This window comes from Rickettsia endosymbiont of Lasioglossum villosulum (assembly GCF_964026455.1).
Lineage (GTDB): Bacteria > Pseudomonadota > Alphaproteobacteria > Rickettsiales > Rickettsiaceae > Rickettsia.
Map to the genome: position 1 here is coordinate 1,108,616 of NZ_OZ032152.1, position 17,254 is coordinate 1,125,869.

A 17,254-nucleotide genomic window follows, 5' to 3' on the forward strand; every position below is an offset into this window, starting at 1 on the left:
AATAACATACTAGAAATATATCTATTTATCAAAACTAATTTCGTTTTCTGATATTGTACCAAAGTGTTTATAAATTTGATATATGAAACTTAGAGCTACGCTAAGTGTTGCAAAACCCACTACTATAGCTGTTAGCATCAATACATGAGGCAACGGGCTGGTGTAGGTGGTGACGCTTTCTTGCATAATAGGTACAATACCTGTTTTAACTTTACCCAAAGCTAAATAAAAAACTAATACTGAACTTTGAAAAACCCCAAGACCTATAATTTTATGAATATAATTATGACTTGTAAGCATTATAAATAAACCCGAAGTCAGTAATATTAAAGCAAAAAAATATATTAAATGGGACATATGTATATAGTTAAGTGAAGGATAATACGAAGATCAACTTGAAAAAGAGCAAGGAGACTGTAAGCCGAGGTGCGGAGCGTATACTTAATACGTGAGCAGCCGAGGACTTACAAAGACGACGCAGCCAATTTTTCAAGTTCATCGAGTATCAGTATGCTCTAAAAGATTCATTGAATATACAAGTAATCTTTTTACCTTTACGCACAGCAAGTTTTGGGAATACTTGTTCAAGAATAACTAAATTAGGGTTATCTGGAGCGAGACGATAATTTACTAAAGACTCACGCAGTGAATCATCTACAGCAAAAATACCAGGAATTTCAGAATTTTTATCTCTAAATTGTAGATAGGTGAATTCGCCATCGTCAAAAATTTTGATAGGAGCTATTTCTTCACTACCGCTAATATAATAGTTAAAGTTATATTTTTCTGGATGATTAAGATCAGGGCTTGCCGAAGAGGCAATATAAGTTTGCATGTGACCACCAGCATTATCATTGTCATCATCTGGATAAAGAAATTTTACGTTAAAAACCATTTCTGGATCACGCATATCAAGAGTCTCAGCAGCGTATAGTTCAAAGAAATATGTTCGTTTATTAGTAATTAAAGTCATATTAGTAGTGGCATCCTGTTCCATCGGTTTAATAAAAATCCTATGACCTGCAGGTACTATTTGCCAAGAAGTAGTATCACCCATAGAGATACTCACTATTTCTTCATCTCTTGCAAGTTCTATACTTGCTTGATAGCCGTAATATCCTGTAAATTTAAAAACATCATCAGGGTTATAAACCATAACTCTTAAACGAGAATCTTGCCCCAAAGGTCTTGACTCTCTAATAGCAAATATATTTAATGTAAAAAATATTATTGTAAAAAATATTATTAATCGCTTCATATTATTTCTGGTTTTTATCTTTTAATAATTTTAGCTTATAACTGGTAACAGTAAAATTAAATGGAGCATTAGGCGGAAGATTTGCACCGATAGAATCCATTATATAACCTATTTTTGCTTCCCATAACATATTTTCTAAAACTTCCCCTGCACTATTTTTAGCTAATGACTCAAAAGTAACAGCTACTTCATTATTATTTATATTTTGAATTGATGTTATATTAATTGAACGCCTATATAATTTTTGATATCGCATAACCGGTGATAGCGGGTTATCAATATTCATAAAATTAGCAAATTGCATATAAACAATACTTGTAGAACTATTTTTAATAAAAACAAATTGTTGTTTTAATAAATCATAATTATATTCCTCTCGCTGTAGTACGTAATTTTTGAGCATAATATTAGCAACAGAACCATAAGGGTCACGCAATGCAGATTCTTTAGTGTTAGTAATAGTAGCTTGTTTTTCGGTACTAGATTTTATCAAGTAACTTATTTTTTCTTTTATAGGTAATAATACATCAATATTTATACAAATAATAGTAAGTAATAACGTAAATGTTGCACATGCTAAAAGTAAAAGAGACCTACTACTTAACGGCACTACATATTTAAAGCTGTACCATTTTCTTGCATCACTAAAATATTCGCCGGATTTAACATATTCTTGTACGGCACTAAGTACTGGATCCATAATTATTTAGTAATTGATGAGTATTTTTATCCCCATAACCTTAGCATAATTATTTTAATATAATTATCATTTGTTAATTTAAGATTATTTAAGTTATAAAATAACTTTATATTGTTGCTACAATACCAAAATACTACTTAATTTTAAAATTAAAATAAATAATTTATAAATTTAAATTATACAATAATAATTATTGATGGTAATAATATTGTATCAATATTATTGTTATATAACACTGTTTACAATCTTTTTAATATTTTTTTACACTTAAAATAAATTTTTGTAAAAAATGCTTGTGAACAATTATATACTAAGCTAATTTAAACAAGTAATAAAATAAACCACTATTATATATTTAAGATGTTAAAATTATTCAAGTTTGGGGTATTATTAATTATGCTTTCACAATTATTATCATGTACACCCTCAGCACCTTACGAAATTAAAAGCCCGTGTGTTGCAGCTGAAATTAATGATGAAGCAGAGTTAAGTATGAATCCTTGTGTAAGAAGACCGGTTAATTCTATAATAGATATAGCATAAATATATCAATGACACTTATTTCGCTAGTAACCGTTTAATATAACAATAGAAGTATGTTAGATAATATATTCGGCTTCTTTAAATCAAGTGATAAAGCACAAAATGATGCAAAGAGCGAGCAAAACCAAGCAAATCCGCTAAAGATAACTCAAAATTGGTATGAAGAACGTGCTGATAAGCTGATTGTTCAACGTAACTTATTAATAATATTACTAATAATATTATCAATTTTTATGGTAATATCTACTTTAGTAATAGCTTTTGTGGTAAAATCTAAACAAATTGATCCTTTTGTCATTCAGCTTGATGATACTACCGGTCGTGCATCAGTAGTAGAACCTATTTCATCACCAGTGCTTACTGCAGATGAATCTCTTACAAGATATTTTATAAAAAAATATATAAATGCAAGAGAAACATATAATTTTGTTGATTTCACTACCTTGGCACGCACTACTATAAGATTACTTTCAACGAGTAATGTTTTTTATGGTCATCTTGGGTATATAAGAGATAAAAACAACGATCCAAGTTTAAAGTATCAGGAAAATAATACGACTTATTTAGTAGTAAAGTCATGGTCAAAAATTGCCTCAGACAAATATATAGTTAGATTTTCCGTAAATGAAGCAACAGGAAATCAAACAGTTTATAATAAAATAGCAGTAGTAAGTTATGCTTACGTACCAATGCAATTAACAGATTCAGAACTTGATATAAATCCTGTAGGATTTCAAGTTAACGGATATAGGGTAGACGATGATAATAGTTAGATTTTGTTTTTTAATTTTTATATATTTAAGTGGCTTAATAGCTAATGCTGACTGCCCACTTTTAGAAAATGATCCATGTAGTAATATCAGTAATAATTATTTGGATGATTTATCTATAACTAGGGATAATAGGATACAAACATATATATATAATCCTAATGAAGTTTATTTATTAACACTGCATTTCGGTTTTCAAGCACATATAGAATTTGCTAAAAATGAAGAAGTTCAAAATATCATCCTTGGAGACGCCTATGCGTGGAAACTAACTCCTATTGGTAATCGTTTATTTATAAAACCTCTTGAAAAATATATTCGTACTAACATGACTATCATAACTAACAAAAGAACATATGAATTTGATATTTCTTCTGTTGAGTTAATGGAAGGTCATGAGAAAGAGTTAGTATATGTAATTAAATTTGACTATTCTAAGAATAGAACAAGCAATAATTACATGGCAAGATACTAGTATAGTTTACGTCATTGCGAGCGACTGCAAGGAGTGCGGCAATCTCATAAAGCAAACTCCTGAGATTGCCACTTAATAACAACAAACTATAATATAATTTAAATATGGCCGAAGAGCAAAACAATAACAGTTCTTTATCAGGAGCGGATACACCTGAAGTTCAAAAAGAATTATCAAAAGTTTCAGTGAGTTTTAATAAAAGTATCGCTATCGTAGTTGTAATTTGCGGTATTCTTATATATATTTTTTATTCTCTTTTCTTTGCTCCTAAAAAAGAAGAAATTCAAAACACTAATATACCTAGCAATATTGTTAAACCTGTTGAAGATAATTCAGATAACGTACCTGAAATACCTAAATTACCGGATCCACCAAAGCTTGAGACACCGACACCACCTCCACCTACCCCTCCGGTAGTGGAAGTACCACCAGTTTTACCTCCAACTACCCCAGTAGAAACGGATAAGTCAAAAACACTTCCAGCTCCGCCTATTTCGTTACCTTCAACAAACGGACCTTTAGTTGAAAGTGATGAGGAAAAGAAGCGTAAACAAGCAAAAAGAACATCATCTATTGTGCTAGTTAGCGGCGTAGAACCTAAGAAGACAGCTGAACAAGTTGCTGCGGATGCAGTATTTAAAGATCGTGGTGACATGTCTTTAATCTTAGGGCGTGGTAAATTAATTGAGGCAGTACTTGAAACAGCTATAAATAGCGATCTTGGTGGCGAAATAAGAGCTATTATTAGTAGAGATGTATATTCTGAGAAAGATAAAATAATATTAATACCGAAAGGATCGAAAGTATTTGGTAAATATGCAACTTCAACTTCAGCAGATAGCTATGGCAGAGTTTCTGTAATATGTGATAGAATAGACTTAACTAATGGCTATACTATAGCATTTGATTCGCCTGCAGTTGATAATTTAGGAAGACCAGGGGTACAAGGAAGAGTAGATAATAAATATAAGGAGCAGTTTGCTAACTCAGTATTACAGTCTGCTTTCAATATAGGAATTGCCAAGGTTCTCGATAAATTAGTACCTCCGCCTATAAACTCACAAGCTGCTGCTACTAATAGTGCTATTGCTACTCAGTTATTAAATACTGCTCAAACAATTTCCCAAAATACTAGTTTGGATCTAAATACAAGAATAGTTACAATTTGTACAAATGTTTTAGCTGCTATTACTGATAAAACATCTACTGCCTATACTACAATGACACAAGCCTGTACAACTGCCCAAGATGCTTCTTCGGCAAATACACCTGAACAGAGGCTAGCTACATTAGTACAAGCGGTTAATACAGCTGCTTCAAGCTTGCTTACTAGTACTTCTATAGCATCAAATCCAACTCAGGCACAACAAGCTTCTACGCAAGCTTTTACAGATATTACTAATACTGTACAAAATATGATAACTCAGCAGCAATTTAAACCTACTACAACGATTAATCAAGGTACTCCGATTAAGATATACGTTAATAAGGATTATAAATTCCCTGCTACTGTTTTAACAAAATCAAAGGTAGTAAAATGAGTGATGCATTCGCTGCCTTAGAAACCTTTTTATTACCGTTTAAAGAATTATTTGCTGAAGATAGTATTAACGAGATTATGGTTAATAAACCTGGAGAAGCATGGGTTGAGAAGAAAGGAGATATATATTCTAAACAATTACCAGAGCTTGACGCGGAACATTTACTTTCGCTTGGACGTTTAGTTGCTCAATCTACTGAACAAATGATTTCAGAAGAAAAACCTTTACTTTCAGCCACACTTCCAAATGGTTATCGTATTCAAATAGTATTTCCACCTGCTTGTGAAATAGGGCAAATCATTTATTCTATAAGAAAGCCAAGCGGTATGAATCTAACTCTAGATGAATACGCTAAAATGGGAGCTTTTGATGAAACCGCAACAGAAAGTTTAGTAGATCAAGATGAAATAATTCTAAACGGATATTTAGCTGAAAAAAAGATAAAAGAATTCATTAAACACGCAGTTATTTCAAAGAAAAATATTATAATTAGCGGCGGTACTTCAACAGGTAAAACTACTTTCACTAATGCAGCACTTACTGAAATACCTCAATTGGAAAGATTAATTACAGTAGAAGATGCTCGTGAGGTTGTATTATCTAGTCACCCTAATAGAGTTCATTTGCTTGCTTCTAAAGGTGGACAAGGACGAGCAAACGTTACTACTCAAGATCTAATAGAAGCGTGTTTGCGTTTAAGACCTGATAGAATTATAGTTGGTGAGCTTCGAGGTAAAGAAGCTTTTAGTTTCTTGCGAGCTATTAATACTGGTCACCCAGGTTCTATATCTACACTTCACGCTGATAGTCCTGCTATGGCAATTGAACAACTAAAATTGATGGTTATGCAAGCTGATCTTGGTATGCCACCTGAAGAAGTAAAAAAATATATTTTAACAGTTGTAGATATTGTAGTACAATTAAAACGTGGCAGCGGCGGTAAAAGATATGTATCGGAAGTATATTATAAAAAGAATAAAAACGCCGAAGGAATGGTGTAGTGAGAGCGTCATTGCGAGGAGATGCATAGCATCGACGCGGCAATCTCATAAAACAGTACAATACTCCTGAGATTGCCACGCTCCTTTTAGTCGCTCGCAATGACATAAAAAATAAAAATCAAGGATTACTAAATGGAATGGCATAACATACTCAAAGTCACTAGAAATATATTCGGTCATGCTATAATTCATCCGGTTGTTATTTTTAGTACCTTATGGATAAGTGGTGCATTTGTTGCAATCTTTACCAATGAAATTGGGACTCTTGGAGTAGATGTAACTGCTATAAATATTGCTTATAAATGGGCTTATTGGCTTGTTAGCGTTTGGGGACAATTAAAAATCTCTGATTATAACTATTTAAAATTAAAGCTACTTGCTTCACTTCTTGGTCCTGCTCTTGTCGTTATAATATTTTACATTAAGAACTTTGAGAGAATCAAATCGCTACAATTTTTTGAGCAACCCGAAAAAGTCTATGGTGATGCCAGATGGGCAAGTCCTGCAGATGTTGAATCGGCTGGTCTTAGAGCTAAAAAAGGTATGCTAATCGGAGTTGATAGTGGTGGTTATTTTGTTGCTGATGGATTCCAGCACGCCTTATTATTTGCTCCTACCGGTTCTGGTAAAGGTGTGGGCTTTGTTATACCTAACCTATTATTTTGGTCTGATTCAGTAGTTGTTCATGACATAAAACTTGAAAACCATGGCTTAACGAGCGGTTGGCGTGAGAAACAAGGTCAGAAAGTCTTTGTATGGGAACCATCTAACCCAGATGGTATTACTCACTGCTATAATCCGATTGACTGGGTTAGTACTAAGCCTGGACAAATGGTTGATGACGTACAAAAAATTTCAAACCTTATTATGCCTGAAAAGGATTTCTGGAATAATGAAGCACGAAGCTTATTCTTGGGCGTAACTTTATATTTAATAGCCGATCCTGTTAAAACCAAATCCTTTGGTGAAGTGGTGCGTACCATGAGAAGTGATGACGTAGTCTATAATCTAGCGGTCGTGCTTGATACTTTGGGCGGGATAATTCACCCTGTTGCATATATGAATATTGCAGCTTTCCTACAAAAAGCCGATAAAGAGCGTTCAGGTGTTATATCAACCATGAACTCATCACTTGAGTTATGGGCAAACCCATTAATTGACTCTGCTACTGCTTCTTCTGACTTTAACGTGCAAGAATTCAAGAAAATAAAAACAACTGTATATGTAGGTCTTACTCCTGATAATATACAACGTTTGCAGAAATTAATGCAGGTATTTTATCAGCAAGCTACAGAGTTTTTAAGCCGAAAAATGCCTGATTTAAAAGAAGAACCTTATGGCGTGATGTTCTTACTTGATGAGTTCCCAACACTTGGTAAGATGGATACGTTCAAAGCAGGTATTGCTTATTTCAGGGGTTATAGAGTTCGTTTATTCTTAATTATTCAAGATACACAGCAGCTAAAAGGAACATATGAAGATGCGGGTATGAACTCTTTCTTATCTAACTCAACATATCGTATTACCTTTGCTGCTAATAACTATGAAACCGCAAATTTAATATCACAATTAGTAGGTAATAAAACTGTAGAACAAAGATCATTCAGCAAACCTATATTTTTTGATCTTAATATTTCTACTAGAACACAAAATGTTTCTCAAGTTCAAAGGGCTTTACTTTTACCTCAAGAAGTAATACAGTTACCAAGAAACGAGCAGATTGTTTTAATAGAGTCTTTTCCTCCGATAAAATCTCGTAAGATTAAATATTTTGAGGATAAGTTTTTTACCAGTAGATTATTACCGCCGACTTTTGTACCTACTCAAGTACCTTTTGATCCGCGAGCAAATAATAACGAAACTTCTAATAAGACAGAAGAGGCTGCTGTTGCTCCAGAAAACAGTGAGTAATATATACCCAAATGATTTGAGTATAATTCTACTCTTAAAAGAAAAGAAGTATATACGAAGATGCGTTCAGCTATTATTGATATCGGTTCAAATGCTTTAAGAGCTGTAGTTTATGAAACCGATGAGCTTGGAGCTCCTGAAATTTTTAATTATAAATTCAAAAATTACCTAACCAATCTACTCAATTTAGATAATTTAGATATAAAACATCAAACATATTTATCTCTACAATATCTCACTCATATTTTTACTAAGCTTTCTGTTACTAATATCAGATGCGTTGCAACAGCTATACTCAGGGGACACCCAAAAGCAGAAGAATTTAAAGCAATAATCGAAAAGAAATTCAATATTGAAGTTGAGATTATCTCAGGTGAACGTGAAGCTTATTTAACCGCTGCCGGTTTAATTTCAGGAATTAGCGATGCTTCAGGTATTGTAGCTGATCTTGGTGGCGGCAGTTTAGAGCTTGCACAAATTGCAGATAAAAAAGTTGGTAAATTAAAATCGCTACCGCTTGGCACGCGGATTATTGCTAATAATAATTTTGATAATCTTGGGCTTATTACTGAATTAATTGAAAAAGAATTTGGTCTTGAGCATTATCCTAATCTATATTTAATCGGTGGTGCATTACGTTTAATGAGCCGAATATATATGGAGTCTATTAATTACCCTCTTAAAAATTTACATAACTTTGAAATAAGCCGTGTAGAATTTGAGTTATATTTGGAAAAATTATCACAAATCGATAAGTTAAAGCTTAGCTATTATGAACAAAAAGCGATTAATTATAACGCTGTTTTAGTAATAAAGGCGATGATTAAAGTATTTTCTCCAGAAAAAATTATCATCTCAAATTATGGCTTAAAAGAAGGGGTGAGGTTTGATTCACTACCGGATAATGAAAAAGAAAAAGATATTATTTATGAGCGAGTTAAGAGATTAGTAAAATTTGATAGAAATATATGTAAAATCGATCAATATATTGAAGCTGTAAAATATCTTCTCATTAATCCAGATGATACTACTCTAATAACAGTCGAGCTAGCTATAATGCTTGCTCAGTATAACAAAAATATCGATAAAACACTTAGAGCTAATTTCGTTTCAGAATTTATTCTGTCTTCAGATATTCCCTTTAGCCATAGACAGCGTCTAATGCTCGGTATTGCACTAACTGTTACTTATACTGCTAAAACTGATATGAATATTAATAAGATAGCTAAAAAAATGATCAGTAAAAGCGATTATTATAACAGCCATATTATCGGTTATTATATAAAGATTGCTAGAGAAATCGATGGACCAGAATTTCAAGAACCCTCTTTCTCTATCAAGCTAAAAGATGACGAATTTTTACAAATCAATACTTCTATTCTTCCTAAACAAGTCTTCGAAAAAGTCCATGAACGCTTAAAAGATATAAGAAGTGCTAGGAAAAATATCAACCAAAGCTTTAGTGATTAATATACTCATACTGTCGTCCCGTGGGGGCATTGCCCGCGTGGATCGATTTTTCCTCTGTCATCCCGCGACTTGATCGCGGGATCCAGCTTAAGGTACTAAAATTATTAGTATCGAAAGTTGTTTTTACTTACTACCGTGGACAAGCAACTAGATGACATAATATAATTTACATACATTACATAAAATAGTATAATACATAAAGTATGATAATTTTATTAGGATATAGATATGGCACAGATTGTTAGAGCAACAGAAGTTGTACGTTCATTTTCCGATATTATTAACCGTGTTTATTATAAAGGCGAAAGCTTTGATATTCAAAAAGGTAATAATATTGTGGCAAGGATTACTCCTGCTCATCCAATTGATAAACCTAAAAAAACTTTGAAAGAGCTTTTTGAACATGCACCTATATTAGATGCCGATGATATTGATGATTATATAAAAGATGTTAATGAAATAAGAAAAAGTACAAGACAAAATATCAAAAAATAATTTTATGTCATCGTTGCAAAAGCATATAGGTGCCAACTTAAGTATCAGTGTCATCCCGTGGCTTGGGAACTAGATCCAGAATAAAGCGAGATAAATCGAGCTTTTATATTTGTATTTTTTACTGGATCCCGTGGACAAGCCACGGGATGACACCAACGATGCTTTTTAATCTATGTACGCAAACCTAACACAAGAATGACATAGGAATCATACAAAATGACATCAGCACTTAAAGATTAAAATGTTTCAAAACACTAAACTATCATTTTTTCTTGCTAATTTTGAGCTAGTGTTCGACTTTAGCACGCAAAACCAATTAATAGCGGTAGCATTTTTACTAATCACCGCTATTGCAAATTTATATGCGATTTCTCAAAATAGAAAACTTGAAAGTTTAATTGGTAGTTTATATTGCCTTTCATCTCTCATTTGCTTATTTTCAGGCGATTTTATCTCTATGATAATTTCGTTAGAATTTATGACAATTTTTGCCTGCATAATTATTTTTATAGGAAGTCGTAGTGTAAAACATACTAGGCAATATTTCCTAACCCATTTATTTAGCAGCGGATTAATTCTAGTTGGCATGAGCTTGTTAATTGATAAAACAGCTAATGTAGCTTTTACTCCATTAACAACAGCAATATATAATTCTGAATTATCGGCAATATTAATACTTGCAGGCTGCTTAATAAATGCCTCAATTATTTTCTTCAATGGGTTGGTAGTTAATTGTTATCCTAAAGCTTCAAGTAGCGGTATGATTTACCTACTTAGCTTCACTACTAAAATTGCATTAATCACCATATTTAAATTATTTAGCGGTCTTGAGACACTTAAGTTTTTCGGTCTAGCTATGATAATCTATGGTTTAATATTTGCTTTAATAGAAAAAAACCTCAGAAGGCTAATATGTTACCTCACCGTTTCACAGCTTGGTTTTATTTTAACGGCCATAGGGATAAACTCTCCTAGAATATTATATCTTATTCCGATTTTTATATTCATGCATATATTATATAACGGGGTATTTGCTTTATATTTTGCTATTATAGAAGATTCAAACAACATTAAAAATTATCGAGACCTTAAAACTACTAAATATAATCCTATTTTATTAATTGGATTTGTACTTACCATATTAATATATGGCTCTATACTTCCTATTAATTCTTCTTATATAAAATTAGAACTAGCAAATGCTTTAAACGAAAACTACATTATGATTTTCTTTAAAATAGCAACCTGCACTATATTATTTGGCTTGGTTTTTGAGGGGGTATTAGCATTATTGCAAGTGAGTAATAAAGAGGTAACACGTCATTGCGAGCGACTACAAGGAGCGTGGCAATCTCATTTTATTATCCTGAGATTGCTTCGTCAAAACTTACAGTTTTTCCTCGCAATGACGCCAGTTTATTTACTATACCTCTCTTCCTGCCTTATCACTCTAGTAATATGCACATTTTACCCTGTTCAAATTTCTGGTGTAAGTAATAGCTTATCAATTATCTTAATTGCACTATTCTTAGCTTTGCTACTCCGCTCATCACCACGTATTTTAACAAAAAATATTAACCTTGATTTATACCGCTATATACAAAAAATTATTTACTTCTGTATCACCAAATATAAAGAAGCAAAAAGTGATGAAATAGAGGAAGATGAATATTTCAATTTTAAAGCTTTCTGGCAAGATACTTTAAGTAAAATATCTGCTTGGCATAATGGTCAAACTGCTATATTTATTATAGTATTGATGTTAATTAGCTTGATTTTAGTACTGTAGTCGTCATTGCGAGCGACTGCAAAGGAGCGTGGCAATCTCAGGAAATAATAACGAGATTGCTTCGTCGAAACTTACAGTTTCTTCTCGCAATGACGAAAAAACCAATCCATAACAAACAAATTTGACATATGAAACCACCAATTGCTGACAAACAAAACCATAACAATGATTATTACCATTGGCTACGTGATCCTAAATGGTCAGATGTACAAGATAATAAAATTCTAGATCATTTAAAAGCTGAGAATGAATATACTGAGCATTTTTTTGCCGATTTACAAAATGATAAGGAAAAGATTTTTGAAGAATTAAAAGGACGGATTAAGCTAGATGATACATCCACATACACTAAGAAAAATGATTATTACTATTACCATCGAGTAGAAGCAAATAAAAACTATCCAATATATTGCCGAAAACATCAAAATATGGATGCCCGTGAAGAAATAATATTAGATGTTAATCTTTTAAATACCGGCTTTACTGATGTTGGTGAAGTTGCAATGTCACCTGATCAAAATTTAATGGCTTATAGTGTTAATTTCACCGGCAGCGAAAAATATGACATCAAAATATATGATCTTAAAGAACAAAAATATTTAGCTGATATAGTCAAAGAAGTAGCCCCTACTATAATCTGGCATGAGAAATTAAACGGCTTTTTCTATATTACTATTAATGAAAATCAACGCTGGGATAAAGTAATGTTTCATCGTTTAGGCGAGGACGCAACAAACGACAAGCTTATATTTGAAGTAAAGAACTCCGCTCACTTTGTTAGCGGTGAGAAATCTAGTAGCCGCAAATATTTATTTATCAATTCAGGCGATCATAATGAAAATGAAATTTATGCTATTTCTATGCATGATGAGAGTTTTACGCCAAAATTAGTACGACCTCTAGAGAGTCATATATTTTATGACGTAGCTCATCATGGGGATTATTTTTATATCAAAACTAATTATAAAGCTAAAAACTTCCGTATAGTCAAAGTTCCGGTAGATAACTTCCAAAATGATGATTGGCATAATGATTATATTAAGGAAGAGCAAGATAAATATTTGAAAGATTTTGATATAACAGAAAATTATCTTATTTTAAATTATCGTGATAATGGCTTACCACTTGTCAAAATAAAACGATTTAGCGACTCTTTAGAGAAAATTGTTGCTTTCCCCGACGAAAGCTTCCAAACAAACGGCTATTCTACTAATTTCGATGAAGACGATATACGCTTAAACTACTCTTCTCTTGCAAGACCGAGTACCACTTACAATTACGATTTTGATAGCGATAAGCTAACGATATTGAAAGAGCAGCAAATACCATCCGGCTTTAATCCTGATGAGTATAAAGTAGAGCGAATATTTGCAGATAATGAGGGCGTTAAAATTCCCATCACCCTCTTTTATAAAAAATCTCTATTCAAAAAAGACGGCTCAAATCCTTTATATTTAATGGGTTATGGAGCTTATGGTATCGCAATGCCGGTAAACTTTAGAAATATGGCAGTAACACTTAGCGATCGCGGTTTTGTTTACGCAGTTGCTTATATTAGAGGTGGCGATGATCTTGGGCATGATTGGTATAAGGCTGCTAAATTCTTAAATAAAAAAAGAACTTTTGAAGATTTTATAGTTTGCTCAGAAACTTTAATTAAAGAAAAATATACAAGTGCGAATAATATAGTAATAATGGGTGGTAGTGCCGGCGGTATGTTAATCGGCTATGTTCTTAATGAAAAACCTGAACTCTATAAAGTAGCCGTCGCACACGTGCCATTTGTCGATGTCCTTAATACCATGCTTGATGAGACTCTGCCATTAACTCTTTTAGAATATAATGAATGGGGTAATCCAAAGGAAAAAGAATATTTTGACTATATCAAATCCTATTCGCCTTATGATAACGTGAAACCGCAAAGCTACCCTGCTCTATTTGTTACTTGCGGTATATCAGACCCACGTGTAGGGTATTGGGAACCGGCAAAATGGGTAGCAAAATTACGTGAGTACAAAACTGATAATAACCCCTTATTGTTAAAAACAAATATGGATACGGGGCATAAAGGTTCTGCCGGTCGTTTCGACTATCTTAAAGAAACAGCTGAAGAGTTAGTATTTATTTTTAAGATGTTTAATGTAGGGGTTTAGTAGGATTTATGTCATTCCCGCGGAGGCATTGCCCGCGTAGATCGAGAGTCATCATTGCGAGCGAATGAAATGAGCGTGGCAATCCAGAAAAAATAATAAAAAATGCTATAAATTAGCATTTTTTAACTGGATTGCTTCGTCAATTACTTCGTAATTTCCTCGCAATGACGGAAAAACTGATCCACACCACCACCATGGCATGACACTATATAGGGTTAAACATGTTTGACGATAAACTTAGTAAAGATTTATTACTATCTGCTAGAGCTAATAATAATTTAGCTATAATAAGAATATTAGATGACACAACCAATATAATTAACCCAAATTTGCAAGATGAATTTGGAAGAACAGCATTACATTGGGCAGTAATAAATTTAAATCCTCTTATAACTTGCTATATACTTAAAATCGAAAAAGTAAATGTTAATATTCAAGACAATACTGGCTTTACTGTTCTACATTATCTTGCTAAAACAATAAATAAGCTTAAATTTACCACTATCAATGGTTCTTTTTATAAAAGCAACAATTATAGCATTTTAAAAACTTTGTTTGAATATGGTATTGATGTTAATATCCAAGATAATAAAGGTAATACTGCTTTACATTATGCAATATGTAAAAATAATTTCTTTTTTATAGAAGAATTATTATCTAATAATGCTAGTCCTTTTATTTTAAATAAAGCAGGTTTTTCTATCTTATATAAATTAAATACAAAAAATTGTAATTTTAAAGATAAAATTATAGGATCTTTACATTCTAAATACCCTGAATCAATTGAACTTGGACTAGTTGATAACAAAATTATTATTTATGATATACATAATTACTTTATAATTTACCTTATTTTATGTATGAACATAATATTTTGATACTAGGAAATGATGCATAAAAATTATTTTGAACAAATAAAAAGATTACCACTTACTTTAATCCTACTCATTAGCCTAATTTGTTCTATTGGGTTTATTGTTCTTTATTCTGCTGCAAATAGCAATCTGCAACCTTGGGCACTTAAACAAATTGTGAATTTTTGTATATTCATGCCTATAGCTATAATCATTGCTTTAATTGATTTACGGATTATCTTTAGATTATCTTATATTTTCTATTTTTGCGTACTCGCTTTATTAGTTGCCGTAGAGCTTTTTGGCTCAACAGCAATGGGCGGAAAAAGATGGATAGATATTGGGATAGTAAAGCTTCAACCTTCCGAGCCGATAAAAATTGCCATAGTATTGATGTTAGCCCGATATTTTCACTCACTAACAGTGGATGATCTAAGTAAACTTCATAAAGTAATTATACCAATTATAGGAGTATTAGTTCCAGCTTTTTTAATAATTAGAGAACCGGATCTTGGTACAGGTATGATTACTTTAATTGTCTCTAGCATTATATTTTTTGCAGTAGGTTTTAGAATAAAATATTTTATAATACTTGGAGTTACAGCCCTTGTTAGCTTACCTATCGCTTGGAATATGTTGTATGATTACCAAAAAAAACGTGTGATGGTTTTTTTAGATCCGGAACGTGATCCGCTAGGAGCTAGCTATAATATTATACAATCTAAAATCGCTATAGGCTCAGGGGGCTTTTTTGGGCTTGGATTAAATCAAGGTAGTCAAAGTCATTTAGATTTCTTGCCTGAACATCAAACCGATTTTATTTTTGCCACTTTTGCCGAAGAGTTCGGCTTTTTAGGCGGTATGTTTTTACTTGTGTTATATTTCTCACTTATAACTCTTTCCTTATTAATTGGCGTCAATTGCCGCACTGTTTTTAGCAAATTAATGGTCATAGGTATAACTGCCACGCTATTTAGTCACGTATTTATCAATATGGCTATGGTCATGGGATTAGTACCTGTAGTAGGAGTGCCACTGCCATTTATTTCTTATGGCGGTACAATGATGGCATCAATGTTGATGGGCTTTGGATTGGTTATGAACGCTCAAGTAAATGGGCATACTAACTTAACGAATATATGAGAGTTTAGTTTGACTATTATAACGAGCATATTATAATAGTCATGACCAAATCAACATACTCGTTATAATGGTCACAAATATTATTTTTTATAACCACTTTTTCTTCTTAAAATATTTATAGGTAACGGCTATAGATATGACCATTAAAAACAAGGCTATAGGGTAGCCGTAAGGCGATTGAAGCTCAGGCATCACAGTGAAATTCATGCCGTAAATACTGGCTATTAAAGTAGGTGGCAAGAAAAATATAGTCACTAATGAGAAAAGCTTAACCATATTATTCTGCTCAATAGCAATCATACCTAACGCTGCGTCTAAAGTTCTTGCAATCTCACTAGATATAAATTGTGAAAAGTTAATTATTGAATCCACATCACGAAGTAAAGTATCTAACAAATCTTTAGACGCTTTATTTTGACTTATTTGCAGAGATTTTAAGATATATTGAATAACCATAGTAAGGGAAAACAAACATTCACGACTTTTTGAAAGTAAATCACCTTTCTGTCCTATTTTTTTTAGTATTCTTTTATGATCTATTCGTAAATCATTTAAATTATTATCAAGTATTAAACGCCCATAATCATCAATATCCATACTAACAGATTGCACAACATTTGATAAGCCTGTTACCATATTACGAAGTAACATAAAAAACATATGCTCTGCTGTATATTTATAATTCAACTGTTTAGCAAATTTATTAATACAATCATTGAAAGAGGTTAACTCTACATAACGAACAGTTATTAAATAAGATTTATGTAAGATAAATACTATAGAATGTGTTTCTGGAAATTTCTTCTCTTTATTAATAAGTTCTGTAATAGTTAAATATAACGCATCATTTTCCGTATATAATCTTTCTGAAATTTCAATTTGTGATATATCTTTTAATGTTGGTATATCTATATTTAATGAATTCTTTATCTCTTCTCTTTCTTCATTTGTAATATTAAATAAATCAATCCATAAAGTTGATTCATTAACAATATACTCTTCTTTTTTTACTATAGCATTATTTTCTTTTAAATATGTGGTAATCATAACCTTAAGTAACAAATTTTATTATCAAGATTAGCAAAATTCTATTTTTAAAGCAACTTAAAGCTATTATTTATGGCTACTCTCTTCTTTTACTATAGTAAAAA

General features: G+C 32.0%; 15 protein-coding genes and 2 pseudogenes. 13 read left to right on the top strand and 4 right to left on the bottom strand.

Annotation, left to right across the window (positions count from 1 at the left end):
• Positions 1-21: 21 nt before the first annotated feature.
• Positions 22-357 carry a Na+/H+ antiporter subunit C gene (locus AAGD49_RS05415; protein ID WP_341788258.1) on the bottom strand — a complete coding sequence of 112 codons (336 nt, stop codon included), beginning with the start codon at positions 355-357 and terminating at the stop codon, positions 22-24.
• 38 nt (positions 358-395) lie between these two features.
• Here AAGD49_RS05415 and AAGD49_RS07600 point away from each other — a divergent pair.
• Positions 396-519: pseudogene (locus AAGD49_RS07600) on the top strand (palindromic element RPE5 domain-containing protein).
• Here the strand turns inward: AAGD49_RS07600 and virB9 are convergent.
• Together virB9 and AAGD49_RS05430 are read right to left on the bottom strand one after the other, a co-directional pair.
• Complete coding sequence (gene virB9, locus AAGD49_RS05425) at positions 506-1,258, bottom strand: P-type conjugative transfer protein VirB9 (RefSeq protein WP_341788259.1); 753 nt, start codon at positions 1,256-1,258, stop codon at positions 506-508. The pseudogene AAGD49_RS07600 and the gene virB9 overlap by 14 nt on opposite strands.
• Before the next feature lies 1 nt (position 1,259).
• Positions 1,260-1,958, bottom strand: coding sequence for a VirB8/TrbF family protein (locus tag AAGD49_RS05430; RefSeq protein ID WP_341788260.1), 699 nt, complete (start codon positions 1,956-1,958; stop codon positions 1,260-1,262).
• A 360-nt stretch (positions 1,959-2,318) separates the two neighbouring features.
• Here AAGD49_RS05430 and AAGD49_RS05435 point away from each other — a divergent pair, with 360 nt between their 5' ends.
• The 12 genes and pseudogenes from AAGD49_RS05435 (at position 2,319) to rodA (ending at position 16,103) form a co-directional block, all read left to right on the top strand.
• Entirely contained in the window at positions 2,319-2,501 is a 183-nt protein-coding gene (locus AAGD49_RS05435) for a DUF2706 domain-containing protein (protein ID WP_016948043.1), read from the top strand.
• 53 nt (positions 2,502-2,554) lie between these two features.
• Entirely contained in the window at positions 2,555-3,274 is a 720-nt protein-coding gene (locus AAGD49_RS05440) for a virB8 family protein (RefSeq protein WP_341788261.1), read from the top strand.
• On the top strand, positions 3,261-3,746 hold the full coding sequence (locus tag AAGD49_RS05445) for a TrbG/VirB9 family P-type conjugative transfer protein (protein WP_011477674.1): 486 nt from the start codon (positions 3,261-3,263) through the stop codon (positions 3,744-3,746). The genes AAGD49_RS05440 and AAGD49_RS05445 overlap by 14 nt, the downstream gene beginning before the upstream one ends.
• Positions 3,747-3,850: 104 nt before the next feature.
• Positions 3,851-5,287: a TrbI/VirB10 family protein gene (locus AAGD49_RS05450; protein WP_341788262.1), complete on the top strand. Its 1,437-nt coding sequence runs from the start codon at positions 3,851-3,853 to the stop codon at positions 5,285-5,287.
• Positions 5,284-6,288 carry a P-type DNA transfer ATPase VirB11 gene (gene virB11 / locus AAGD49_RS05455; RefSeq protein ID WP_341788263.1) on the top strand — a complete coding sequence of 335 codons (1,005 nt, stop codon included), beginning with the start codon at positions 5,284-5,286 and terminating at the stop codon, positions 6,286-6,288. The genes AAGD49_RS05450 and virB11 overlap by 4 nt, the downstream gene beginning before the upstream one ends.
• Positions 6,289-6,420: 132 nt before the next feature.
• Positions 6,421-8,199, top strand: coding sequence for a type IV secretory system conjugative DNA transfer family protein (locus tag AAGD49_RS05460; RefSeq protein WP_341788264.1), 1,779 nt, complete (start codon positions 6,421-6,423; stop codon positions 8,197-8,199).
• Between the two features lie 60 nt (positions 8,200-8,259).
• Positions 8,260-9,669: a Ppx/GppA phosphatase family protein gene (locus tag AAGD49_RS05465; RefSeq protein WP_341788265.1), complete on the top strand. Its 1,410-nt coding sequence runs from the start codon at positions 8,260-8,262 to the stop codon at positions 9,667-9,669.
• 228 nt (positions 9,670-9,897) lie between these two features.
• Positions 9,898-10,164: an antitoxin gene (locus AAGD49_RS05470; RefSeq protein ID WP_341788266.1), complete on the top strand. Its 267-nt coding sequence runs from the start codon at positions 9,898-9,900 to the stop codon at positions 10,162-10,164.
• 241 nt (positions 10,165-10,405) lie between these two features.
• The gene (locus tag AAGD49_RS05475) at positions 10,406-11,953 is read left to right on the top strand and encodes a proton-conducting transporter membrane subunit (RefSeq protein WP_341788267.1); all 1,548 of its coding nucleotides are present in this window, start codon (positions 10,406-10,408) and stop codon (positions 11,951-11,953) included.
• Positions 11,954-12,081: 128 nt separating this feature from the next.
• Positions 12,082-14,106 carry a S9 family peptidase gene (locus AAGD49_RS05480; RefSeq protein ID WP_341788268.1) on the top strand — a complete coding sequence of 675 codons (2,025 nt, stop codon included), beginning with the start codon at positions 12,082-12,084 and terminating at the stop codon, positions 14,104-14,106.
• 221 nt (positions 14,107-14,327) lie between these two features.
• A pseudogene (locus AAGD49_RS05485) lies at positions 14,328-15,004 on the top strand (ankyrin repeat domain-containing protein).
• Positions 14,997-16,103, top strand: a complete 1,107-nt coding sequence (rodA, locus tag AAGD49_RS05490; RefSeq protein WP_016948032.1) for a rod shape-determining protein RodA — start codon at positions 14,997-14,999, stop codon at positions 16,101-16,103. Before AAGD49_RS05485 ends, rodA begins: the two are co-directional and overlap by 8 nt.
• 87 nt (positions 16,104-16,190) lie before the next feature.
• Here the strand turns inward: rodA and AAGD49_RS05495 are convergent, their stop codons facing one another.
• On the bottom strand, positions 16,191-17,150 hold the full coding sequence (locus tag AAGD49_RS05495; protein ID WP_341788269.1) for a magnesium transporter CorA family protein: 960 nt from the start codon (positions 17,148-17,150) through the stop codon (positions 16,191-16,193).
• Positions 17,151-17,254: the final 104 nt, after the last annotated feature.

Coding starts and splice junctions, on each gene's coding strand:
- AAGD49_RS05415 (WP_341788258.1), bottom strand. CDS start 357: ATGTCCCATTTAATATATTTTTTTGCTTTAATATTACTGACTTCGGGT.
- virB9 (WP_341788259.1), bottom strand. CDS start 1,258: ATGAAGCGATTAATAATATTTTTTACAATAATATTTTTTACATTAAAT.
- AAGD49_RS05430 (WP_341788260.1), bottom strand. CDS start 1,958: ATGGATCCAGTACTTAGTGCCGTACAAGAATATGTTAAATCCGGCGAA.
- AAGD49_RS05435 (WP_016948043.1), top strand. CDS start 2,319: ATGTTAAAATTATTCAAGTTTGGGGTATTATTAATTATGCTTTCACAA.
- AAGD49_RS05440 (WP_341788261.1), top strand. CDS start 2,555: ATGTTAGATAATATATTCGGCTTCTTTAAATCAAGTGATAAAGCACAA.
- AAGD49_RS05445 (WP_011477674.1), top strand. CDS start 3,261: ATGATAATAGTTAGATTTTGTTTTTTAATTTTTATATATTTAAGTGGC.
- AAGD49_RS05450 (WP_341788262.1), top strand. CDS start 3,851: ATGGCCGAAGAGCAAAACAATAACAGTTCTTTATCAGGAGCGGATACA.
- virB11 (WP_341788263.1), top strand. CDS start 5,284: ATGAGTGATGCATTCGCTGCCTTAGAAACCTTTTTATTACCGTTTAAA.
- AAGD49_RS05460 (WP_341788264.1), top strand. CDS start 6,421: ATGGAATGGCATAACATACTCAAAGTCACTAGAAATATATTCGGTCAT.
- AAGD49_RS05465 (WP_341788265.1), top strand. CDS start 8,260: ATGCGTTCAGCTATTATTGATATCGGTTCAAATGCTTTAAGAGCTGTA.
- AAGD49_RS05470 (WP_341788266.1), top strand. CDS start 9,898: ATGGCACAGATTGTTAGAGCAACAGAAGTTGTACGTTCATTTTCCGAT.
- AAGD49_RS05475 (WP_341788267.1), top strand. CDS start 10,406: ATGTTTCAAAACACTAAACTATCATTTTTTCTTGCTAATTTTGAGCTA.
- AAGD49_RS05480 (WP_341788268.1), top strand. CDS start 12,082: ATGAAACCACCAATTGCTGACAAACAAAACCATAACAATGATTATTAC.
- rodA (WP_016948032.1), top strand. CDS start 14,997: ATGCATAAAAATTATTTTGAACAAATAAAAAGATTACCACTTACTTTA.
- AAGD49_RS05495 (WP_341788269.1), bottom strand. CDS start 17,150: ATGATTACCACATATTTAAAAGAAAATAATGCTATAGTAAAAAAAGAA.